The organism is Streptomyces sp. PCS3-D2, assembly GCF_000612545.2.
In the GTDB taxonomy this organism is placed as follows: Bacteria; Actinomycetota; Actinomycetes; order Streptomycetales; family Streptomycetaceae; genus Streptomyces.
This window is the reverse complement of sequence record NZ_CP097800.1, coordinates 6,636,833-6,659,300: the sequence shown is the minus strand read 5'-3', so window position 1 is coordinate 6,659,300 and position 22,468 is coordinate 6,636,833. Positions and strand designations below refer to the sequence as shown.

The window sequence follows — 22,468 nt, the reverse complement described above, 5'->3', positions numbered from 1 at the left end:
CGGGTGCTGCCTCGCGGATGTCCGCGGATCAGCTCGCGCGCGGGGCCACCAGGACCGGACGGTCCGGCAGCGCCAGGCGGACGGGCGCGCCGGCGGCCAGGTGGCCCGCATCGTGTGCGGGGACGTCGGCCTTGACCAGGGTGCCGTCGGCCAGGGCGACGGACACGCGGACCGTGGCGCCCAGGAACGAGGTGCCGAGGACTCGGCCCTCCCCCGCCTCGTCGGCGGTGACCCCCAGCGACTCGGGCCGTACGAGGACGTCGACGTCGGTGCCGTCCCCGGTGCTCGGCGGGGTGCCGTCGACGCCGAGCTCGCGGCCCAGGACCGCGACGGTCGCGCCGGAGGCGAGCAGCCTGCCCGGGATGCGGCTCATGGTGCCGACGAACTCGGCGACGAAGGCGGTGGCGGGACGGGCGTACAGCTCGGCCGGGGCCGCGCACTGCTCCAGGCGGCCGGCGCGCATGACCGCGACGCGGTCGGCCATGGACAGCGCCTCCTCCTGGTCGTGGGTGATGAAGAGGGTGGTGATGCCCAGTTCCTGCTGGAGGCGGCGGATCTCCTCGCGCAGGGTCAGGCGCACCTTGGCGTCGAGGGCGGACAGCGGCTCGTCGAGGAGGAGCACGCGCGGTCGCAGGGCGAGGGCGCGGGCCAGTGCGACGCGCTGCTGCTGGCCGCCGGAGAGCTGGTGGGGGAAGCGGTCGCCCTTGTCGGCGAGGCCCACGAGTTCGAGGAGTTCCGCGGCGCGGGCGCGCCGCTCGGCGGTGCGGACCCGGCGCATCCGCAGTCCGAACGCCACGTTGTCGAGGGCGTTCAGGTGCGGGAAGAGGCTGTAGGACTGGAAGACCATGCCGGCGTCGCGTCGGTGCGCGGGAACCGCGGTGACGTCTTTGCCGTCGACGAGGATCTCACCGGAGTCGGGGTGTTCGAAGCCCGCCAGCATGCGCAGCGCGGTGGTCTTGCCGCAGCCGGACGGGCCGAGCAGGGCGAGGAGTTCACCGGGGCGCACGGTGAGGTCGAGTCCGTCCAGGGCGGTGGTGGTGCCGAAGGACCGACGCAGGCCGCGCAGTTCGACGGTGGCGGCGTCGGCCGGTGCGGGCGTCGCGTTCGCGGTCGGCGTGGGTGCGGTGAGGCGCATGAGGGGTGTCATTTCCGGTCGGTGGTCGGGGAGGGGGTGCGGCGGCCGCCGCCGAAACCGGCGAGGAGCAGGAGCAGGAGCCAGGTCACCAGCAGGCTCATGACCGAGACGGCCACGGACATCTGGGCCTGTGAGCCGCTGATGTTGACGATCCAGACGGCGAACGGCCGGAAGCCGAGGAGTTGGGCGATGGTGAATTCGCCGAGGACCAGCGCGAGGGTGAGGAAGGAGGCGCTCAGGAGGGCTCCGCGCAGGTTCGGCAGCACGGCGCGCAGCAGGGCGTGCGGCAGGCTCGCGCCGCAGGAGCGGGCCGCCTCGACGAGGGTGCGGACGTCGACGGCGCGCAGCCCCGCGTCCAGGGCGCGGTGGGCGAACGGCAGCGCCATCACGGCGTAGGCGAGGACCAGGACGACCGGGAAGTCCGGGTTCTGGACGGCGACGAACGTCTGGAAGAGCGGGGTGCGGGAAAGGTGCTCGGGTCCCCACTTCAGGACGGTCCCGATGCCGGCGACGAAGGCGATGGGCGGGACGACCAGCGGCAGCGCGCACACGATCTCGACGACGGGCCGCAGCTTCGGGGCGGTCAGGCGCAGTGCCACCGTGGCGGGAACCACGAGCAGCAGCACCACCGCGATGGTGGCGGCGGCGAGTTCGAGGGAGAGGAGCAGGCTGGGCAGGAAGCCCTCGGTGTCCAGGATGCGGGTGTAGGCGTCGAGGTTCAGGCCCTGGCCCGGCACGTCGACGGTGAAGACGACCGAGGCGGCGAGCGGCACCAGGAAGTACAGGGCCGCGGCGGCGAGGACGAGGGCGCGCCAGGGGGACGCCGTGGCCGGGCGGGCGGTCAGGCGAGCCATCGGGCGCTCCGTCGTTGCAGGGGCAGGTAGACCGCCATGACCAGGCCCGCGACGAGGACCATGTCGAGGCTGAGGGCGAGGGCCACGTTCTCCTGGCCGATGAGCACGTTGCCGGAGATCGCGTCGGCGATCTGGAGCGTGACCAGCGGGACCGAGCTGCCGACCATCGCGGCGGCGGTGGCGTACGCGGCGAAGGCGCTGCCGAAGAGGAGGACGAGGCCGCCGAGGAGGGAGGGGGCGAGCACGGGCAGGGCGACGTGCTGCCAGTACTGGCGGTGGGTGGCGCCGTTGTTCTGGGCGGCCTCCCGCCACTGGGTGCGCAGCCCGTCGAGGGCGGGAGTGATGGTGAGGACCATGAGGGGGACCAGGAAGTACAGGTAGACGAGGACCAGGCCCCAGAAGCTGTAGAGGTTCCAGCCGGTGTCGGTCAGGCCCAGCTCGCGGGTGAGGACGCCGGAGTTGCCGAGGGTGGCGACGAAGGCGAAGGCGAGGGGGACGCCGCCGAAGTTGGCGAGGACTCCGGAGGCGGTCAGGACGGCTTCGCGCAGGCCCCGCAGCGGGGAGGTGACGATCGCCTGGGCGAGGAGGAGGCCGAGGAGGGCGGCGAGGACCGCGGAAGTGGCGGACAGCTCCACGCTGCCGACGAGCGCGGTGAGGTAGGCGCCCTGCAAGGAGGCGGTCAGATTGCCGAGGCCGTACGAGGCGGTGCCGCTGGCCGGGTCCCGGACGCTGAAGGCGCCGTCCAGCATGGCGGCGGCGGGCAGGCCGAAGGCGATCGCGGTGAACAGCAGCAGGGGGACGACGGCGAGTGCGCCGGAGCGGCGGGCCCGCCGCCGCCCGGTCCGGACGGCGGGGGCGGCGGAGGCCGCCGGGGCGGCCGCGGGTGACGCGGCCGCGGTGCGGGATGTCATGTCGGTGGTCATGGGTGTCGTGTCAGTGCTCGTATCGGAGGTCGTTGCCGTGGCCCGGCCGGCGGTCAGCCGGCGACCGCCTTGCCCCAGCTCTGGGCCAGGACGCCCTTGGCCGCGGTCTGCTGGGCCTCCGTGGGGAAGGTCGGGGTGCCGCTGACCTGCGGGAGCCTTGCGGCGGCGGCCTTGTCGAGGGTTCCGGCCCCTTCCATGGTGCTCATGAGCACCGGGCGGGCATAGCCCTTCAGCCACAGGTTCTGGCCTTCGGGGCTGTAGAGCCACTCCTGCCACAGCCGGGCGGCGGCGGGGTGCGGGGCGTCCTTGTTGATGGCCTGGGCGTAGAACTGCGCGTACTTGCCGTCTTCGGGGACGGCGACCTTCCAGTCGACGCCCTTGCCCTTGAACTGGTCGGCGTAGCCGGCGTTCAGGTAGTCCCAGTCGATGCTGATGGGCGTCTCGCCCTTCTCGACGGTGGCCGGGGTGGACTCGACGGGGGTGTAGTTGCCGTTCTTCTTCAGCTGCCCGAAGAAGTCGATGCCGGGCTGAATGTCGTCGAGGGAGCCGCCGTTCGCGAGGGCGGCCGCGTAGACGCCGCCGAAGGCGGAGCCGGACTTGGTGGGGTTGCCGTTGAGCGCGACCTGGCCCTTGTACTCGGGCTTGAGGAGGTCCTTGAAGCTGGTGGGGCAATTCTTGACGCGGCTCGCGTCGCAGCCGATGGAGATGTAGCCGCCGTAGTCGTTGTACCAGCGCGCCTGGTCGTCCCGCTGCGCCGAGGGGATGTCGCCGTACGCGGCGACCTTGTACGGGGCGAACAGGCCCTGCTGGGCGCCGCTGACGGCGAAGGAGGTGCCGAGGTCGAGGACGTCGGGGGCGCGGTCCTGGCCCCTGCGGCTGGTGACGGCGTTGATCTCGTCCTGGCTGCTGCCGTCGGGGTTCTCCACCTCGACCTTGATCCCGTACTTCTCGGTGAACCCGTCGATGACGGCGCCGTAGTTGGCCCAGTCGCGGGGCAGGGCCATGGCGTGCAGGACGCCTTCCTTCTTGGCGGCCTCGACGAGGGCGTCCATGCCGCCGAAGTCCGCCGCGGAGGTCGCGGTGGCGGCGTCCTTGCCGGTGGCGGTCTTGTTGTCGGCCTTCTCGGGGGCCGCGCCGCAGGCGGTGAGGGCGAGGGCTACGACGGCGAGGCAGCCGGCGAGGGCGGCGTTTCTCGGCAGGGACACGGTCTCTCCTGGGAGGTTGCGCGAGGGAGCGCGGGCAGGGATGGGAGCGGTACGGCGGACCCGAAGGCGCCGAGGCCAACTTGTCTGAACAAGTTGGCCTCAGTAGGCCCGGCATCCATGACCTTCGGGTGAACGGAAGGCGACGGATTCCGGCCAACAAACTGGACACTCTGCACTCGTTTCGATCCGCGCGGCCCTGCGCTTACGCTGTACGCGCCAAGTGCATTGCGCACAGCCAGCGTTATAACGAGGGACGGGAACACAGCCGATGACGGCCCGGCACGAGGAGATCGCCGAGGAACTGCGCCGGGCGATCGACCGCGAGGAGTACGCGGTGGGGGCACTGCTACCGGCCGAGACGGAGCTGGCGGCACGCTTCGGGGTCTCCCGCGGCACCGTCCGCCAGGCCGTGCTCGCCCTGACCTCCGAGGGGCTGATCGGATCCCGGCAGGGCGCCCGGCGCGTGGTGCTGGCCAGCCGCCGCAGCCAGAGCTTCACCGAGCTGCGCAGCTTCGCCCAGTGGGCGGCGGCCATGGGCCGTACGGCGACCGGCCGGGTGGTGTCGTCACAGGTCCGGCCGGCCACCGACCGGGACGTCATGTGGCTCCAGGTCGAGCCGGGCGCACCCGTGCTGCACGTCCTGCGCGTGCGCGGTCTGGACAGCGAGCCCGTCCTGCTGGAGCGCACCGTGTACGCCGACTGGATCGCGCCCGCCGTCGAGCGCATCGAGCCGGACTGCCCGTCGGTGACCCAGCGCCTCCTGGACGACACGGGGCTGGTGTTCGCGTACGGGGAGCACCTCATCGACGCGGTCGCGGCGGGGTCACGCGACGCCGAGCTGCTCCACGTGCGGCGCACCAGCCCGTTGTTGAGGGTGCGCCGCATGACCACCACGCGTGACGGCCGGCCGGTCGAGTGGTCCGACGACCGCTACCGCTCCGACGCGGTGGGCTTCAGCGTCCACAACTCGATCGGCAGCAACGCCCTGGCCCGCCGCACGGGCCCGGCCCTCGACGACGCGTGAGCGCACCCCCTCCGGACCGGGTGACGGCGTCCGCGCCGGAGGGGACGGCGGAAGCGGTCGCACCGGAGGCCGGCGCCGGCGGGTCGGCCGGGTTCAGGTCCTCCCGGACAGCTCTCCGGCGGCCGTGTGCTCGCCGCTGCCGGCGCACGGAGCCCTCAGCGACCGTCTCGCTGCCCGCCGCCGACGGCGGTACGGCCCTCCGGTACCCGGCGCGGCAGCAGGAGCGGGGTGGCCATGGCGAGGACACCGGCGATCGCGATCGCCGCGCGCGGTCCGGTGGCGAAGGCCAGCAGCCCCCACAGGGCGGTCAGCCCGGCGATGGCGGCCTTTCCGGAGACCGACCAGGCGAGCAGGGTGCGGGCGGCCAGGTCCGCCGGGGTCCGCTCCAGCCGGCAGGTGGCCAGCACCGGGTTGAAGACGCCCATGCAGGTGATCAGCCCGAACTCGACGGCCATGACGAGCACGAGCCCGGACGGGCCCGGACCGACGAAGGCCAGCCACGGCAGCCAGCACGCCCGCAGCGCCCCCGCGGTCAGCAGGACCCGGTGCCGGCCGAACCGCTCGGCGAGCCGCGCCGCCAGCCGCGAGCCGATCAGGCCGCCCACGCACGGCACGGCGAAGGCGAGTCCGTACTGCCAGGGTGCGAACCCGAGCGGACCGAGCATGAGGAAGGCCAGCAGCGGCGAGGTCGCCATGATCAGGCCGCTGACCAGGGCCGTGTTGAGGAACAGCGGGCGCAGCACGGGGTCGGTCAGGATGTGCCGCCAGCCTGCGGACAGGTCGCCGGCCCGCATCCGTCGCGGCGGTGCGGCCGGCGCGGGACGCGGCTCCGGTCCGCCGATGGCGCGGATCCCGGCAGCCGAGAGCAGGTGACTGACCGCGTTGGCCAGGACGGTCACCACCGGCCCGAACGCGGCGATCGCGGCCCCGCCGAGCGGCGGTCCGAGCAGGGTGGCGGTCCACGTGGTGGATTCGAGGCGGCCGTTCGCGACGAGCAGGTCCTGCGGCGGGACGAGTTCCTTCAGGCACGCGCCGCCGGCCGCGGTGAAGGCGATTCCGGCCGCGCCGACCACTACCGAGACGAGCAGGAGCTGGGCGAAGGTGAGCCCGTCGAGGGCGAACGCCACCGGCACGCTCGTCAGCGCCGCGAACCGGGCCAGGTCCATGGCGATCATCACCGGTCTCTTGGGGCGCGACTCCACCCACGGTCCGAGCGACAGCGCCAGGACCGCCCCGACCGCGGGTCCGACGGCCGCCAGCAGCGACACCCGAGTGGTCCCGGCGTGCAGCACGAGGATCGCGATCAGGGGGAACGCGTCGAAGGCGAGCCAGGTGCCGAGCGTGCTGACGGCGTACGAGGTCCACAGCCACCGGAACCGCCGGCCCAGCGACCGCCCGTCCGCCATGATCAGTCCGCCCCCGCTCACCGTCCGGACGCCCTCGCGCCGCCCAGGGGATCAAAGCGAGTCGCGCACCGGCAGGTCAACCCGACACGGGTCGCGGCCGCCTGAGCGGGCCCGGCCCAGGCGCTACGGTGGCGGAATGGAACAGCGCATCAGCCTGGTCACCCTGGGGGTCGTGGACCTCGCCCGCGCCAAGAGCTTCTACACGGCGCTCGGCTGGCGCGGCACCGAGGTCGAGGAGACGGTCTTCCACCAGGCCGGCGGCCTGGCCCTGGTCCTGTGGGACCGTCGGAAGTTGGCCGCGGACTGCGGTCTCCCGGACGGCCCGCCGACCGGCTTCGGCGGTATCGCCCTGGCCCACAACGTGCGCACCGACGCGGAGGTGGACGCCGTCCTCGCCGCCGCCGTGGCAGCAGGCGGCACGGTCACGCGACCGGCCTCGGTCAACGCCATCGGCTTCTACTCGGGCGTCTTCACCGACCCCGACGGCCACGCGTGGGAGATCGCCCACCATCCCGGCTTCACCTTGGCCGAAGACGGCTCCCTCGTCCTGCCCGACTTCGGCGGGTAGCGCATATCGGGGTGGGGAAGCGGGTACGCGTCCTGGGGCAACAGCGGCCCCGGGACGCTCTCTTGTGTCGCATGCGGGTCCGAAAGCGGGCCCGGCGGGCTCCGCAGCACCCGGACGACGGCATCGGGTCGGGATGCGTCACCCCCCGGCGGGCCGGGCCGAGTTGGGACGATTGCCCGGCTCATCCCTGCGCTGATCCTGCGGGCTTCCTTAAGGGAACGTGAAGAACCCCTTCTGGGGGTCCTTTTCGCTGGTCACCGGCCTAGGCTCGGGCGGACCCCCCTCCTCCTCTTCTCTTGCGAGGTGTTACCGGCATGAGCCGCAGCCGAACTCCCCAAACGTCGACCCGCGTCGAGGCCCGGCGGAAGAAGACGGTGCGCACGCGCATCGTGCTGTCCGTCACCACGGCCGCCGCGGTGGTGGCGGTGGGGGTCGCGGTGGCCGACTCCGGCGATGACGCGCGTACCGACCGGCGCGCCGACGCCGCCGGCTCGTCCTCCGGGACGGCGACCCCCTCGCCCGACGCCGCCTCGCCCACCGCCGACGCCCCGACCACGACGAGCGCCGACGCGTCGCCGACGCCCGACGCCTCGGCCTCGGCGTCCGCGACGCCCACGGAGCCGGCTACGGCGGAGAGCAGCACCCCGGCCACGACCGAGCCCTCCCCCGCCGCCAAGCCCGCACGCAAGCCGGCCACCACGACGGGTGGCGGCTCCGGCAGCACGGGCGGCGGGGGCGGCAGCACCGGCGGGAGCGGCAGCACGGGCGGCTCCGGTGGCGGGGGCAGCACCGGCGGGGGCGGCGGCACCGTCAACACGGACGCCGAGTCCGCCGTGCTCGCCCTGGTCAACAAGGAGCGGGCGGCGGCCGGATGCGGCGCCGTGACCGTCAACTCCCAGCTGAGCGCCGCCGCCCGGGGGTACAGCGACACCATGGCCCGCGCTGGCGTCATGTCACACACCGGTCCGGACGGGTCCACCATGACCAGCCGGGTGGAGGCCGCCGGCTACCGGTGGTCCAACCTGGGCGAGAACATAGCCCGCGGGCAGGCCGACGCGAACGCCGTCATGAAGGCGTGGATGAACAGCTCCGGCCACCGGGCCAACATCCTCAACTGCGCCTTCAAGGAGATCGGCATAGGTGTCCACAAGGGCGACGGGGGCCCGTGGTGGACCCAGAACTTCGGCGCCCCGAGGTAGTCGGCCCCACCCGAGAAGCCTGCGGGGCACCCCCCACACACCGCCCCCACCCACCCCCCACAGCCACGTCCCCCCACCCGTATGCGGGTGGGGGGACGTCGGCGTCCGCGCCCGCCCCGGGGCCGGCCCGCGGGCTGGGGCGGTTTCGGGGGAGCCGGTGACGGACCGGCCGGGCCGTCGGACACTATGGGGCCGTGCCCCGAACTTCGCGCTACCTGCTCATATGGCTGTCCTGCACGGCCGCCAGCGTGACCGCCGTGCTCGCGACGGTCCAGTTCGTGGTCGGTACGACCCGGCATACGCCCCCGGTCGCACGGTCCGCCCCGACGGTCATCGACACGCCTCCCGCATGGCAGGCGGGGAGCCCGTCCCCGAGCACGCCGTCGCCGACCGCGTCGGCCGGCCCCTCCCCCACGGCGTCGCAGAGCCCCTCCCCCACGACGGCCGCCCCCACGCCCGTCAAGGCCACGTCGGGTGCGCCCAAGACCCCCGCCCCGAGGAAGGTCGACTGTGCGGAGGGCGGGGCCGGCCTGTACACCGTCCCCACACAGGGCGGCAAGGTGACGGTGCGGTACGGCAGCCGGGGCGTGTGCCTGATCTCAGCGGTCCCCGGCCGCGGCTTCAGGACCACCACCTCACAGACCTCGGACAGCACCCTCACGGTCACCTTCACCAGCTCCGACCACAAGTCGGTCGTCACGGCGACGATCGATCCCAGCGCGAAGGCCAGCGTCCGCGAATCGTCCTTCTGAGCTCCGCCCGCCCTTCCTCCCCCCTTGGCCGCCCGTGCCGCGTTCGCCGGGTCAACACCTTCTGTCCGCCCTTGAGGTGGTTCCGGCGAAGCGGAAGGTGAGCTCTTCCTTAGGGCAAGCTCATGATCGCGCCGAGGCGGTTGCGCAGGTCCCGAACGGTCCTATGCTCGCGTCAGCCGAGCGGCCCTCGGTGCCGGGGCAGGGCGCCCCGGCGCACCCTCGGGCCGCCGGCTCCGCCGAGCCCGTGGGCGCTTCGCCCATCCCGCAGTCCGAACGTGCCCTGGGGTGTCTTCGTCATGAGTTCTCGCATGCTCCGACCCGTCCGCGCCGACCGCCGAACGACATCGCCCCGGTCCGCCGCACTCCGGGGAAGACGGCTGCCGCTGGTCGTCGCGGCCGTCGTCGCGGCAGGCCTGGCCTCGGCCTGCGGACCGTCCTCCGAGCCCGTCGGCTCCACCGCCGCAGCCGCGACGGCCGACCGGTCCGCGCAGCCCTTCCCCACCGAATCGCCGTCCGCGACGGCCTCCTCCGAGGCTTCCCCGACGGCGTCGGCCTCGCCGTCCGCGTCCGCGTCGCCCTCCGCCTCGGCGGCCCCCTCCCGGACACCGTCCGGTTCCGCGTCGGCCCGCGGCGGTGCCCCCGCGCCGGTCCGCACGTCCGCCGCACCGGCCCCGGCCAAGGTGCCCGGCCCCGGCTACGACAGCTCCGCCGACGCGCAGAAGCAGATCGACGCGGCCCTGCGTGCGGCCAGGGCCGACGGGCGGATGGTCCTGCTCGACTTCGGTGCGAACTGGTGCGGCAACTGCAAGGCCGCGGACAAGGTGTTCGCCCAGTCGCAGACCGCCGGGATCCTCGGCTCCTCGTACCACCTGGTCAAGGTGGACATCGGCGGCAACAGCCCGGCCAACTCGGCGCTGCTGCGCACGTACAGCCCCTCGGGCGGCACCTACACCCTGCCGGTCCTGGTCGTCGTCTCGCCGTCCGGCACGGTGCGCACCGACACCCACGTCACGGGCAACCCGTCACTGACCTCGGAGGGCATCAACGCCTTCCTGCGCAAGTGGGCTTCATGAGACGACCGGGACGCACGTCACCCGTCGCCCCGGCCGTCACCGGCCTCGCCGTGGCGGCCGCCCTGGCCGCCGCCGGCCTCTGGACGGACGACCGCCCCGCCGCGGGACTCCCTGCCGGACAGCCGGGCACGGTCGGCGCCGCGGCCGGGGCGAAGGTCATGGCTCCCGGCATCCGGCCGGACGCGCCCGCCCTCGCCGGTGCGGACCTGGACGGCAGGCGGGTCGCGCTCGGTGACTTCCGGGGGCAGGTCGTCGTCTTGAACGCCTGGGGCTCCCGGTGCGCCCCCTGCCGCGCGGAGGCGGACGACCTGGAACGGCTCAGCCGGCAGACCCGGGCCGACGGAGTCCGGTTCCTCGGGATCAACACCCGGGACCCGGACCGGGCGGCGGCCCGGTCCTTCGTACGCGCCCACGGCCTGACGTTCCCCAGCTTCCACGACCCCGACGGCGACCTCCTGCTTCGGTTCCCGCCCTCCCTGGTCGACCCTCACGCCATCCCCTCGGTCCTGGTGATCGACCGGCGCGGACGCGTCGCCGCCGCCCTCGGGGGCGCCGTCACCGACGAGCAGCTGCGGCCCCTGCTCACCCGCCTCCTGGCCGAGGAGCCGTGACGGCGGGCGCGGCGGGCGCCCGCGCCGGACGGCGACCGGCGCGCCGCCGTCTGCCCCGGGGTTCACGGCGGTCCTCGTCCACGGGGGCCCTGCCGACGGCCGCGTAGTGTCGGGTCAGGGGCACGCCCGTCCCAGCCGCGCCGGCCCGGCGTCGGACGCCGGGCGCCGGGCGCCTGCGGACCGGGCGAGCACCACTGCCCCGGGGGCCCCGACCCGTACGAACCGGACCCGTGCACGACACGCGACACAGAGGCACAGATGAACGTTTCCATGCAGGCGGGGTACTCCCGCACGGTCCGCGCCGCGGCTGCTCTCCTCTCCCTGGCCGCGCTCTCGGCCTGCGGCGGGCAGCACGTGACCGGCGCCGCCCCTCCCACCGTCGCCGCCCCCACGACGCGCTTCTCCGAGAACGGCGTCACCGTCACGCTGTCGGTGTCGGACTGGAAGGGCTCAGAGGGCACCCTCACCGCAGTGTTCACGCCGGAGAAGAAGGGCTTCCACCTCTACAGCACCGAACTGCCGGAAGCCGGCGTCGAGGGGGTCGGCCGGCCGACCGCGGTGGCGGTCACCGGAGCCCTGAAGGCGAACGGCCGCCTGACGGCGGCCGCCGGGGTACGGTCCATCAGCGTGCCCGGTGTCGACGCCCGGGTCCCCGTCTACCCGGACGGCCCCGTCACCACGGCGCTGCCCGTCCGCGCCGACGGGCACGGAGACGCGACGGTACTGGTCGGCTACGCGAGCTGCAGCACGCGGGAAGGCTGCACCATCCCGGTGTCCGACCGCCCCGTGCGGCTGCGCGTCACCGGTGAGGGCCCGGTGTTCGAGCTTCCCTGACGGCGGGTCTCCGGCGGGGAGCGGACCCGGTGGGCGCCCGGTTCGGGCGGCTTCGTATGATCCTGGGGTGTTCGCGGCCGCGTCCGCCGCCCCTGCCGTTCACCGCCGGACGGAGGCGCGTCCGCCGGCCCTCCCGCGAAGACGCCATCGCCCTTGAGCACCGACCAGACCGCCCCCGAGCGGGCGCGGCCGCGCCCGTCCACGAACCCACGCGGCCGGATTCTGCCGCACCTCGCCGGACGCGCCCCGGCTGCGGCGCCGGGCAGCGTCCTGCACGGCGTGAGCGGCGCCACCGCCGTGATGCTGCTCCTGGTGGCCATCGGCGCCGCCCTCCACGAGCCCGTCCTCATCCCTCCGCTGGCCGCGTCCGCGGCGATCGTGCACAGCGCGCCCGGTCTGCCGCTGGCCCAGCCCCGCAGTGTGATCGCCGGCCACCTGCTCTGTGCGGCCGTCGGATACGCGGGACTCGCCGCCTTCGGCAGCTCGCCCTGGGTGGCCGCCCTCGCGGCGGGGCTCGCCCTCGCCGTGATGACCGTGGCCCGGACCCCGCACTCGCCAGCCTGCGCGACCGCCGTCGTCATCGTCCTGGGGACGCCCGACCCGCGCACCTTCGTACCGCTGCTGGCCGGGGCGGCGCTGCTCGTCGTCCTCGCGGGCGTCGCCCTCTCGCGCGCCCGCCGCACCGGACCCCGCTACCCGCAGTACTGGTGGTGAGCCCCGGCACGCCGACCCCTAAGGTGTCCCGCATGCCGAGCGTCCTGGTCGTGGAAGACGACCCCAGCATCCGCCAGTCACTGATCGAGGTCCTGGCGGAGCACGGATACGCCGTGCGCAGCGCCGCGGACGGGTTCGGCGCCCTGCGCGAGGTCACCCAGACGCCGGTCGACGCCGTGGTGCTCGACCTGGGGCTGCCCGATCTGGACGGAGGAGACGCGCTGCGGATGATCCGGGGCATATCCTCCGTACCAGTCTTGGTGGCGACCGCCCGTGACGACGAGTCGGAAATCATCAAGATCCTCAACGCGGGTGCGGACGACTACCTGGTCAAGCCCTTCTCGGGGGGCCAGCTCGTCGCGCGCCTGTCCGCGGTCCTGCGCCGCACCAGCCACGCCCCGCCCGTCGGCGGCGCGGGCGCACCGGCCGCGGCGGCCGAACCACTGCGGGCCACCGTCGTGGGCGAGCTGGCGGTGGACCCGGCCGCGCGGACCGCGTACCTGGCAGGGCGGGAGCTGCGGCTCACCCGCCGCGAGTTCGACCTCCTGGCCTTCCTCGCCCACCACTCGGGGCAGGTCGTCTCCAAGCGCCGCCTGCTGACCGAAGTGTGGCGGGAGCCGTACGTGGACGACCAGACCGTCGACGTCCACCTGTCGTCCCTGCGCCGCAAGCTCGGCGAGCGGGCAGCGGCCCCGCGCTACCTGCTGACCGTCCGCGGCGTCGGCATCAAGCTGGTGGCCCCGAGGTGAGGCGCTCGCTGGCCGGAGTGGCCCTCGCCGTGACCTCCATGGTCGCCCTCTCCTTCCTCATACCGCTGGCCGCGCTGGTGATGTCGTTGGTCAAGGAGCAGGGTGTCAACGCCGCCGAGCAGCGCGCGGCCGCCCTGGCACCCGTCCTGACGCTGACCACGGACCCGGACGCGCTGCGCGAGTCCGCGGCGAGCCTGGACGCGGCCGACCACTTGGTGGTGCACCTGCCCCGGTCCGGCCCCCTCGGCACCTCCAAGGCCCCGCCGGCGCTGCTCAAACGGGCCCAGCAGGGGCGCGAGTCCATCTCCCAGGAGATCCCCGACGGCTGGATCTGCCTCCAGCCGGTGGTGCTGCCCGGCGAGCAGGTCGCCGTCATCGAGAACTTCGTCCCCGAGGCGGAACTCACCCGCGGGGTCAAGGAATCGTGGGCGGTCATGGTGTTCCTCGCGGTGGGCCTGGTCGGTGGTTCCGTCGTGGTCGCCGACCGTCTCGGCGCGAAGGTGGTCCAGTCCTCGAAGCAGCTGGCGCAGGCGTCCCACGCGCTCGGCCGGGGCGACCTGGACACCCGTGTGGACCCCATGGGGCCCAGGGAACTGCGCGACGCGGGCATCGCCTTCAACGCGATGGCCCACCGGATGACCGAGCTGCTCGCCGTGGAACGCGAGCTCGTCGCCGACCTGTCGCACCGGCTTCGTACGCCCCTGACGGCCCTGCACCTCGCGTCGGAGCGGATGGCCGGCACTCCGGAGTCGGCCAGGGTCGAGGCGGCGGTCGGCGAGCTGGAAACGGAGCTCCAGGCCATCATCGCCGCGGCGCGCACCCCCCTCGCCGTGGGCCCCATGGGCCAGGGCCTGCTCGGCACGGACCCGGCCGCGGACCCGGACGCGGGCCGGTCCGCGGCCGGGTCCTCCGGTCCGCGCTGCGAGGCGTCCGACGTCGTACGCCGCCGCACCGCGTTCTGGACGGTCCTGGCGGAGCAGCAGAACCGGTCCTGCGCTCTCGACCTGACCTCGGAGCCGACGGCCGTGAGCCTCTCCGACGACGACATCGCCGCTGTGGTGGACGCGCTGATCGGGAACGTCTTCCGACACACCGCACCCGGGACGCCGTTCGGTGTCCAGGTCGTGCGCACCGCCCAGGCCGTGGAGCTGGTCGTGGAGGACGGCGGCCCCGGAATCCCCGAACCGGACCGGGCGCTGTCCCGCGGGAGCAGCACCGGGTCCACCGGACTGGGCCTCGACATCGCTCAGCGGGCGGCGACCGCGACGGGCGGCTCCATGCGCATCGCCCGCGGCCCGCTGGGCGGCGCCCGCATCACCGTGACGTTCGCGCTCGCCCCGTCGGCCCCGTCCGGGCGGAGGCTGCGCAGGCCGCGCACGTCCCGCCGCCGGCCGGTCCGGGGCCGCTGAGCGGCGGCTACTCGGCCTGCGCAGCCTTGGCGGCGGCCTTGAGCTTGCGCCACACCGTACCGAGGGCTTCCAGGTCCTGCGGGTCGAGGAGATCCGTGAAACCCGGCGCCAGGGCCTCGCGCCGGGTGGCGTCGGCCGCCGCGAAGAGGGCACGGCCGGCCGGCGTGAGGGAGACCTCCACGGAGCGCGCGTCGCGGACGGACGGCGTCCGCGCCACCAGGCCGCGGCTCTGCAGGGCGTCCACGACCCGGGAGACCTGGCTACGGCTGAGCAGGGTGCTGTTCCCCAGGACGGAGGCGGGCACCGGCTCGGGGCTGGATGCCAGCCACAGCATGACCTCGAACCAGGACACGGGCAGGTCGTGTGCCTTGACCAGGGCCTTGTCCACGCGGTCCGTCATCGTCGCCCCGGCCCAGACCAGCCCGTAGAAGGCGTAATCGGCCGCCGGCATCTCGGCTTCTGTGAGCTTCTTCGGCATGTCGCACAGTCTAGAGGTTGCGTGCGCACGCACATAACTTTAAAGTGTGTGTGCACGCACATATACCCGAGACTCCAGAGGTGCACCATGCCCACCCTCCCCACCCCCGACGGTGCGACGGCCGCGGACGCTTCGCTCCGCACCGTCCTGATCACCGGCACCTCCTCCGGCATCGGGCTGGCCGCGGCCGTCGCCGCCGCCCGCGCCGGCTGGCGCACGGTGGCCACGCTGCGCGACCCGGGGCGGGCCGGCGCGCTGCGCAAGGCCGCCGCCGAGGCCGGCGTGGAGATCGACATCCGCCGCCTCGACGTCGTCGACGAGGAGTCCGTCACGGCCGCCGTGGACGGTGTGATCGCCGACTACGGCCGCCTGGACGCCGTGGTCAACAACGCCGGCGCCGGACACCTCGGCACACTGGAGCTGGAATCCGTGGCCGACGTCCGCGCGGTCATGGAGGTCAACTTCTTCGGCGTACTGAACGTCTCCAAGGCGGCACTCCCCCACCTCCGGGCCACCGGGGGACGCCTGATCACCGTCACGAGCGTCGGCGGAGTCGTCGGCCAGCCCTTCAACGAGGCCTACTGTGCGGCGAAGTTCGCGGTGGAGGGGTACATGGAGAGCCTGGCGCCCGTCGCGCGCACCCTCGGCGTGACCGTGTCCGTCATCGAGCCGGGAGCGGTGGCGACCGAATTCGTCGCCAACATCGGACTGGACCTCGCCGCCGCCGTCGCCGAGGCCGGCCCGTACGCCGACGCACTGCACACCTACATCGACCGCACGGTGAGCCAGTTCGCGGAGGGTGCCGCCCAGACACCGGCCGAAGCGGCCGAGGCCGTCATGGAGGCGCTGACCGCCGACCGCCCCGCCTTCCGCATCCAGACCTCGCAGTGGGCCCGCGACTTCACCGGGACCAAGCTGGTGGACCGGGACGGTTCGGCCGTGCTGGGCATGACGGGGACCTGGGTGGGCTGACCGTGCCGCGCCGGACCCGGCGGGACCGGGACGGCACGGCCGACAGGCGCTCCGCGCGCGGCGGGGTCAGCATGGGAAGGGGCCGGGTCCGCCAGCCGGCCTCGCGGACCGCCGCACCGCGGCGCGCCCCCGTCGAGAGGTGACCGCAGGCATGGACGCATCACGCAGGGCCTGGATCGCGGTCGGCGTCGTCGTCACCGTCATCCTCCTGAACCTCGCGGCCATCATCCTCATGAACACGGTCGGCCCGTGACCGTGTGACGCCGGCCGGTCCGCCCCCCAGCCCGCCCCCGCCCCGCCCCGAACCGCCCCGGCTCACCGGGGCGGATCCGTCGCGTGCGCGGAAGCCGCGTCCCGCGCCCCCTCCCGCACCGGAACCCGGTGGCGGCATTCCTGACATGTCATCAACTCTCCTGGTGTGACGGCCAGTTCGAGTAACCCACCCAGCCGTTGCAGGCTGCGCGCACCCTTGCCGCGGAGCCCTGGTTCGCGAATGATGCTCCGGGCGTGCCGGTGGACGGTGGCCCCACCGGTCCGCCGCCCTCGAACCCGACCGGCCAGGAGGCCTGTTGTGCGGACCAACCGTCGCATCCGGAGATCCCTCGTCGTCGTCGGCGCCGCCCTCGCGCTCGTCGTCGGCGTCCCCCAGGCGGCCTTCGCGGCTCCGCCCCCGGCGCTGCCCGGCCAGGCCGAGGCGATCGAGACGACCTTCCAGCCCGCCTACGACTACGACACCGACGGCTGCTACCCGACACCCGCGATAGGCCCGACCGGGATCCTGAACGGCGGGCTCAAGCCCACCGGGGCCCTCAACGGCAACTGCCGGGACGCCTCGGACCTCGCCAACACCAACGGCTACTCGCGCTGGAAGTGCAACAACGGCTGGTGCGCCGTGCTCTACGCGCTGTACTTCGAGAAGGACCAGGCGATCCCCTTCATCAGCCTCGGGGGCCACCGCCACGACTGGGAGCACGTGGCGGTGTGGATCCAGGGCGGTGAGGCACAGTACGTCGCCACCTCCGAGCACGGCGACTTCGTGGTCCACTCGCGCGACCGGATCCGATGGACCGGCACCCACCCCAAGATCGTCTACCACAAGGACGGTATCGGCACGCACTGCTTCCGCGCCGCGAACTCCAACGACGAACCGCCGGAGAACCACCGCGGCACCTGGCAGTACCCCACGCTCGTCGGCTGGTCGGGCTACCCCGGGACGCTCCGGGACACCCTCAGTCAGGCCGACTTCGGCAGCGCGCACTTCGGCCTGAAGGACGGATCCTTCGCGTCCCACCTCGCGAAGGCCAAGCCTGCGGGGATCCCCTTCGACCCGTACCAGGAGCCGTGAGCCGACCCGCGCCGCACGTCCCGCCCACCCCGCACGTCCCGCCCACCCCGCCCGTGCCGTGCCGCCGTATGATCGGGGGCGCGTCGGCCCCGGCCGTCACCCCCCTGACGAGACAGGCGAGGACGTGCACGTGCACAGGACCGTCACCGAGCTCGCGGACGGCCGCGAGCTCATCTACTACGACAGCGAGCCCGGCCGGGACCGCGGCGCCGCGGACCCGCGTCCCCCGGACCGGGTCGAGAGCACCCCCGAGCTGCGCCGGGACCCGGCCACCGGCGACTGGGTGACCATCGCCGCCCACCGGCAGTCCCGCACCTACCACCCCCCGGCGGACGCCTGCCCGCTCTGCCCCTCCCGGGACGGCCGGCAGAGCGAGATCCCGGCAGCCGACTACGAGGTGGCCGTCTTCGAGAACCGCTTCCCATCCCTCGCCGGCGAGGCCGGCCGGTGCGAGGTGGTGTGCTTCACCCCCGAGCACGGCGCCGGCTTCGCCGATCTCACGCCGCGGCGGGCCCGGCTGGTGCTGGACGCCTGGATCGACCGCACCGCCGAGCTGTCCGCCCGCCCCGGCGTACGGCAGGTGTACTGCTTCGAGAACCGTGGTGCGGAGATCGGCGTGACGCTGGCCCACCCGCACGGTCAGATCTACGCCTTCTCCACCACCACGCCGCGCACCGCCAAGCACCTCGCCGCCGCCTCCGCGCACCGCGCCCGCACCGGGCGCAACCTCTTCGAGGACATCCTCGCGGAGGCCCGCGCGGCCACCGATCGCGTGGTCCTCGCCGGGGAGCACTGGACGGCCTTCGTCCCGTACGCCGCGCGCTGGCCCTACGAGGTCCACCTCCACCCGCACCGCAGGGTCCCCGATCTGACCCGGCTCACCGAGGCGGAGCGCGCCGAGTTCCCCGTCCTGTACCTGGACCTGCTGCGCCGCTTCGACCGGCTCTTCGGGCTGGCCGCTCCCACCCCCTACATCGCGGCCTGGCACCAGGCGCCGGTCATCGGGGGTGGGGAACTCGCCCTGCACCTGGAGCTGTTCACCGTCCGGCGGACCGCCGACAGGCTCAAGTACACCGCAGGGACCGAGGCCGGCATGGAGGCCTTCATGAACGACGTGGCGCCGGAGGCGGCGGCCCGACGGCTGCGGGAGGTCGTGTGACCGCGAGCGCGACCGTCACGGCGGCACGCATCGACCCTGTGCGGCGGGAGTTCGAGCGGATCCACGGCCGCGCCCCCGACGGGGTCTGGGCCGCCCCGGGCCGCGTCAACCTCATCGGCGAGCACACCGACTACAACGACGGCTTCGCGCTCCCGATGGCGCTGCCGCACACCGCGGTGCTGGCGGCCCGCCGCCGCCAGGACGGACTGCTGCGCCTGCACAGCGCCCAGGGCGACGGCCGGATCACGGAGCTGACGGTGGCGGACCTCTCGCCCGGCACCGTCGGCGGCTGGGCCCGGTACGCCGCCGGGGTGGTAGGGGCGCTGCGGGAGCGGGGCCTGCCGGCGGGCGGCGCCGACGTGCACCTGGACAGCACCGTGCCGAGGGGCGCCGGCCTTTCGTCCTCCGCGGCCCTCGCATGTGCGGTCGCCGTCGCGTACGACGACCTGTACGCGCTGCGGCTGTCAGGGCCCGAGCTGGCGCGTGTGGCGCAGTACGCCGAGAACGCCTTCGCCGGTGTGCCCTGCGGGGTCATGGACCAGATGGCCTCGGTCTGCTGCACGGAGGGCAGCGCGCTGCACCTCGACAGCCGCAGCCTGGCCGTCCGGCAGGTCCCCTTCGACCTCACCGGGCACGGCCTGCGGCTGCTGGTGCTCGACACTCGGGTCGCGCACGACCTCGCCGACGGGGCGTACGCGGCGCTACGCGCGGGGTGCGAACGCGCGGCGGAAGTGCTGGGCGTGCCCGCCCTGCGGGACCTCTCCGAGACGGATCTGCCGGGCGCGCTCGCGCGACTGCCCGGCGCGCTCGCGCCGCTGGTCCGGCACGTCGTCACCGAGAACGCCCGGGTCGGGCGGGCGGTCGACCTGCTGACGGCCGGTCGGCCGGAGGCGCTGGGGCCGCTGCTGAGCGCCGGACACGCCTCCCTGCGGGACGACTACCGGGTTTCCTGCCCCGAGATCGACCTGGCAGTGGAGGCCGCCGTCGCCGCGGGCGCCCTGGGCGCCCGGATGACCGGTGGCGGCTTCGGCGGCTCCGTGATCGCGCTGGTCCCGGTCGCGGCCGCCGGACCGGTGGCCCGGGCGGTGGCGGCCGCCTTCGCGGCCGCCGGCTTCGCGCCGCCGGACGTGCTGGAGGCCGTGCCGTCGGCGGGGGCCCGCCGCGTCGGCTGACCCGCGCGGTCGACGGCACGGCTGCCGCCGGGTGCCGGCCCGCCGCCCGGGGGCCGGTGAAGACTCCGCCCCGGGCGAAGGGAGCCGGTGCCGCATCTCGGCCCCGGCCCCCATGATGCGGTCCTCGACGGCGGCGGCGAGGACCGGGCCGCACCGGCCGACCTGCATCTGCGCGTGGAGGAAGGCCAGGCCATCGCCCGCCATGGCCTCGGCGAACGGAGCGAAGGTCTCCTGCAGGACTGCCGGCCAGTCGGTGACGGGGCGGACCGGACTGCCGGGTCGGAACATGACCCGGCGGTGAAGTCCTTCAGCGGGATGCGGGTGCCGCGCGGGCGTGCGCTCTCGGGGCCGAGGGGGCGTACGACCCGGGCGTTGACCACGTCGTGTGCGGCGGCGAGCTTGGCGGCCGGTTCGGCGGCCTCATCCGTGACGCTGTCACGGAGCCCGTAGGCGAAGACCTTCACGGTGCCGCGTCCACGTCGGGTCAGGGCGGGAATGAGCGTGCGCTCAGGTTGGTGACCACGTCGCTGCGCAGGACTCTCTTCTCCTTCTTGCCGCCCCAGCGCCGGTCCTTGTCGTGCGACTGTCGGTCGGCCCGCGCCGATGGTCCGCGAGCGGTGCGCGTGTCCTCATCCGGCGCCCCGGGCCGGCCGTCGCCGACCCTTGGTGCCGGGTGACGGGGTTTTAGGATCGGGGCATGGCCACACGACTCGTGCAGATCAACATGAAGGCCCACGACGACTCCGCGCTGGGGCGGTTCTGGGCGGAGGCGCTCGGCTGGGGCATGGACAGCGAGGGCCCCGGCGTGACCAATCTCGAACCCGTGGGTTTCACCTATCCCCATCCCTCGGCCGTCTGCATCGACCTCATCGCCCGCCCGGAACCCAAGACGGTGAAGAACCGGGTGCACCTCGATCTGGCCACCACCTCGGCCGCCCATCAGGCGGAACTCGTCGCGCGCCTCAAGGACTTGGGGGCGAAGCCCGCCGACGTGGGTCAGGGAGACGTCCCCTGGACCGTGATGGCAGATCCGGAGGGCAACGAGTTCTGCGTCCTGGAGCCCCGGCCGATCTACCGGGACACCGGGCCGATCGCCGCGGTGGTGGTGGACTGCGCCGATCCGCGGGCGATGGCCCGCTTCTGGGGCGAGGCGATGGACTGGACGGTGCACGAGGTCACCGACGGCCAGGCGACCCTGCGATCCGCCCAAGGCGTCGGCCCCTACCTGGAGTTCGTCCGTAACCGTGACCCCAAGACCGTGTGGAACCGCGTCCACCTCGACGTGCGGCCGTACCGCGGTGACGACATGCGGACGGAGGAGGCCCGGCTGCGCGCCCTGGGCGCCACCGATCCCGGTATCGACCAGTCCGCGATCTCCTGGACCGTGATGGCCGATCCGGAGGGCAACGAGTTCTGCGTCCTCACCCCGGGCTGAGCAAGCGCCCGTGAGGAGCGGGCAGGGGGTGGGCGGCGACCGGGGCCCGTCCGGACCGGCCCGCGCGGTCGGGTTCTCCACCGGCGGCGCGGGGCGCGGCCCGTCCGTCCCGACCGCCCGGACCGGGGGAACGGCCCGGGGGAACGGGCCGGGGGAACGGGCCGGGGGAACGGGCCGGGGGAACGGGCCGGGCGCGCGCTGTCGCGGCGGGCCGTCAGCTCCGGCCGAGGTGTCCGGCGCGGTCCTTCCCCGCGGCGACCGCCGAGGCCGCGAGCAGGGTGGCACCGGCGAGGCTGCCCCAGAGGGCGGCGGGGCCGCGGGGCGCGAGAGCGGTGATGACCGCCGGGGAGACGGCGAGGCCGAAGCCCGTGGAGAGCTCGAAGCGGGCGAGGACGCGCCCGAGGGCGTGTGCCGGGGCGAGCGCGGTGACCAGCGCGGTGGCACTGCCGGCGTAGATGATCTCGCCGAGGGTGCAGACGACGGACACCGCGGCGACGGCCGGGGCGCCCCAGCCGCCGCCCAACGAGGCGGCCGCGAGGAACCCGAGGTAGGAGACGGCGAGCACCACGCCGGCGAGGGCCAGCACGGTCCGCCGGGGAAACCGGGACATCCACACGGTGACCGGTACCTGAAGGGTGACCACGAGCACCGTGTTGGCCACGAAGACGGCCGCCGACCACACCGGGGAGGCGTGCAGTTGGGTCACCAGCACCAGGGGGACCGCGATCTCGGGGACGTTGAGGCAGAAGACGTAGACCACGTTCGCGGCCGCCAGCCCGCCCATCCGGGGCGCCTGGCCCTCCGCCGCGCCATCGGCCGGTGCGGCGGCCGGACGTGCAGACAGGCGGACCGACCAGGCCAGGGCGGCCGCGGTGAGGTAGGCGATCCCGGTGGCGGCCGCCATCGTCCGGAGGGCCGTCGCACCGCCCGTCAGGCACGCCGCGGCGAGGAGCGCGCCCACGCCCAGGCCCGCGTTGCGCAGGGCACGGCCCGCCGCAAGAGCGGTGTCGCGCTCCCGACCGCGGGCGACCGTGGCGACCAGCGCCGCATGGGCGGCCGGCCATGCCTGGTTGCCGACGCCGAGGAGGAGCGCCGCCACCGCGAACAGCCAGACCTGCCCGGCCGCGGTGGCCAGCAGCAGCGCCACGCCCAGCGCCCGCACCAGCATCGCCGCCGCCACGACCGTACTGCGGGCGCCCCGGTCCAGCCATCGGCCCACGGCGGGCATGCACGCCAGGCCGACGACGATGCCGGCCGTCATGGCGACACCGGTCGCCGGACCGGACAGCCGCAGCACCATCACCCCGTACAGCAACAGGAACGGCCGCAGCATGCCGGTACCGAGCGCGTCCACGACCAGGGCGACGGCGTAACGGGGGCCTCCGGAGGCCCGGACCAGGGCACGGGGGCGGATCTTGGTGATGGGTTCCATGGCCTCACCCTGCGTTCGG

General features: G+C 74.2%; 22 protein-coding genes. 15 read left to right on the top strand and 7 right to left on the bottom strand.

Annotated elements, in window-relative coordinates:
• Positions 1-28: 28 nt before the first annotated feature.
• Genes AW27_RS29875 through AW27_RS29860 form a run of 4 tightly spaced genes read right to left on the bottom strand, consistent with a single transcriptional unit; the run spans position 29 to position 4,111 of the window.
• The gene (locus AW27_RS29875) at positions 29-1,135 is read right to left on the bottom strand and encodes an ABC transporter ATP-binding protein (protein WP_052031295.1); all 1,107 of its coding nucleotides are present in this window, start codon (positions 1,133-1,135) and stop codon (positions 29-31) included.
• A gap of 8 nt (positions 1,136-1,143) precedes the next feature.
• Positions 1,144-1,989: an ABC transporter permease gene (locus AW27_RS29870; protein WP_037928873.1), complete on the bottom strand. Its 846-nt coding sequence runs from the start codon at positions 1,987-1,989 to the stop codon at positions 1,144-1,146.
• Positions 1,977-2,912: an ABC transporter permease gene (locus AW27_RS29865; protein ID WP_172671414.1), complete on the bottom strand. Its 936-nt coding sequence runs from the start codon at positions 2,910-2,912 to the stop codon at positions 1,977-1,979. Before AW27_RS29865 ends, AW27_RS29870 begins: the two co-directional genes overlap by 13 nt.
• Positions 2,913-2,965: 53 nt before the next feature.
• Positions 2,966-4,111: an ABC transporter substrate-binding protein gene (locus AW27_RS29860; RefSeq protein WP_172671421.1), complete on the bottom strand. Its 1,146-nt coding sequence runs from the start codon at positions 4,109-4,111 to the stop codon at positions 2,966-2,968.
• 274 nt (positions 4,112-4,385) lie between these two features.
• Here AW27_RS29860 and AW27_RS29855 point away from each other — a divergent pair, with 274 nt between their 5' ends.
• Positions 4,386-5,141 carry a GntR family transcriptional regulator gene (locus tag AW27_RS29855; RefSeq protein ID WP_037928878.1) on the top strand — a complete coding sequence of 252 codons (756 nt, stop codon included), beginning with the start codon at positions 4,386-4,388 and terminating at the stop codon, positions 5,139-5,141.
• Positions 5,142-5,296: 155 nt separating this feature from the next.
• On the opposite strand, the gene AW27_RS29850 is transcribed toward AW27_RS29855, so the two are convergent.
• The gene (locus AW27_RS29850) at positions 5,297-6,547 is read right to left on the bottom strand and encodes an MFS transporter (protein ID WP_052031297.1); all 1,251 of its coding nucleotides are present in this window, start codon (positions 6,545-6,547) and stop codon (positions 5,297-5,299) included.
• A 136-nt stretch (positions 6,548-6,683) separates the two neighbouring features.
• On the opposite strand from AW27_RS29850, the gene AW27_RS29845 reads away from it, so the two are divergent.
• From AW27_RS29845 to AW27_RS29805, 9 genes are all read left to right on the top strand, one after another.
• Complete coding sequence (locus tag AW27_RS29845) at positions 6,684-7,115, top strand: VOC family protein (RefSeq protein ID WP_037928883.1); 432 nt, start codon at positions 6,684-6,686, stop codon at positions 7,113-7,115.
• Positions 7,116-7,429: 314 nt separating this feature from the next.
• Positions 7,430-8,314 carry a CAP domain-containing protein gene (locus tag AW27_RS29840; RefSeq protein WP_037928884.1) on the top strand — a complete coding sequence of 295 codons (885 nt, stop codon included), beginning with the start codon at positions 7,430-7,432 and terminating at the stop codon, positions 8,312-8,314.
• A 194-nt stretch (positions 8,315-8,508) separates the two neighbouring features.
• On the top strand, positions 8,509-9,066 hold the full coding sequence (locus AW27_RS29835) for a hypothetical protein (protein WP_236647840.1): 558 nt from the start codon (positions 8,509-8,511) through the stop codon (positions 9,064-9,066).
• Positions 9,067-9,362: 296 nt separating this feature from the next.
• Positions 9,363-10,139: a thioredoxin family protein gene (locus AW27_RS29830; RefSeq protein ID WP_157840317.1), complete on the top strand. Its 777-nt coding sequence runs from the start codon at positions 9,363-9,365 to the stop codon at positions 10,137-10,139.
• The gene (locus tag AW27_RS29825) at positions 10,136-10,750 is read left to right on the top strand and encodes a TlpA family protein disulfide reductase (RefSeq protein ID WP_063890657.1); all 615 of its coding nucleotides are present in this window, start codon (positions 10,136-10,138) and stop codon (positions 10,748-10,750) included. Before AW27_RS29830 ends, AW27_RS29825 begins: the two co-directional genes overlap by 4 nt.
• 258 nt (positions 10,751-11,008) lie before the next feature.
• Positions 11,009-11,584 (top strand): hypothetical protein, encoded by a 576-nt coding sequence (locus AW27_RS29820; protein WP_157840318.1) that lies wholly within the window; start codon positions 11,009-11,011, stop codon positions 11,582-11,584.
• 153 nt (positions 11,585-11,737) lie between these two features.
• Positions 11,738-12,298 (top strand): HPP family protein, encoded by a 561-nt coding sequence (locus tag AW27_RS29815; RefSeq protein WP_037928894.1) that lies wholly within the window; start codon positions 11,738-11,740, stop codon positions 12,296-12,298.
• A gap of 32 nt (positions 12,299-12,330) precedes the next feature.
• Positions 12,331-13,047 (top strand): response regulator transcription factor, encoded by a 717-nt coding sequence (locus AW27_RS29810; RefSeq protein WP_037928898.1) that lies wholly within the window; start codon positions 12,331-12,333, stop codon positions 13,045-13,047.
• Complete coding sequence (locus AW27_RS29805; RefSeq protein ID WP_037928901.1) at positions 13,044-14,456, top strand: HAMP domain-containing sensor histidine kinase; 1,413 nt, start codon at positions 13,044-13,046, stop codon at positions 14,454-14,456. Before AW27_RS29810 ends, AW27_RS29805 begins: the two co-directional genes overlap by 4 nt.
• 7 nt (positions 14,457-14,463) lie before the next feature.
• On the opposite strand, the gene AW27_RS29800 is transcribed toward AW27_RS29805, so the two are convergent.
• Complete coding sequence (locus AW27_RS29800; protein ID WP_037928904.1) at positions 14,464-14,934, bottom strand: MarR family winged helix-turn-helix transcriptional regulator; 471 nt, start codon at positions 14,932-14,934, stop codon at positions 14,464-14,466.
• Positions 14,935-15,021: 87 nt separating this feature from the next.
• Between AW27_RS29800 and AW27_RS29795 the strand changes: the two genes are divergently transcribed.
• From AW27_RS29795 to AW27_RS29775, 5 genes are all read left to right on the top strand, one after another.
• Positions 15,022-15,906, top strand: a complete 885-nt coding sequence (locus AW27_RS29795; RefSeq protein ID WP_052031300.1) for an SDR family NAD(P)-dependent oxidoreductase — start codon at positions 15,022-15,024, stop codon at positions 15,904-15,906.
• Between the two features lie 571 nt (positions 15,907-16,477).
• On the top strand, positions 16,478-17,251 hold the full coding sequence (locus AW27_RS29790; protein ID WP_037928909.1) for an NPP1 family protein: 774 nt from the start codon (positions 16,478-16,480) through the stop codon (positions 17,249-17,251).
• 130 nt (positions 17,252-17,381) lie between these two features.
• Positions 17,382-18,410, top strand: coding sequence for a galactose-1-phosphate uridylyltransferase (gene galT, locus AW27_RS29785; RefSeq protein WP_037928912.1), 1,029 nt, complete (start codon positions 17,382-17,384; stop codon positions 18,408-18,410).
• On the top strand, positions 18,407-19,582 hold the full coding sequence (gene galK / locus AW27_RS29780) for a galactokinase (protein WP_078557058.1): 1,176 nt from the start codon (positions 18,407-18,409) through the stop codon (positions 19,580-19,582). Before galT ends, galK begins: the two co-directional genes overlap by 4 nt.
• A gap of 697 nt (positions 19,583-20,279) precedes the next feature.
• Positions 20,280-21,017, top strand: a complete 738-nt coding sequence (locus AW27_RS29775; RefSeq protein WP_037928916.1) for a VOC family protein — start codon at positions 20,280-20,282, stop codon at positions 21,015-21,017.
• Between the two features lie 214 nt (positions 21,018-21,231).
• Here AW27_RS29775 and AW27_RS29770 read toward each other — a convergent pair whose 3' ends face one another.
• The gene (locus AW27_RS29770; RefSeq protein ID WP_037929391.1) at positions 21,232-22,449 is read right to left on the bottom strand and encodes an MFS transporter; all 1,218 of its coding nucleotides are present in this window, start codon (positions 22,447-22,449) and stop codon (positions 21,232-21,234) included.
• Positions 22,450-22,468 lie beyond the last annotated feature (19 nt).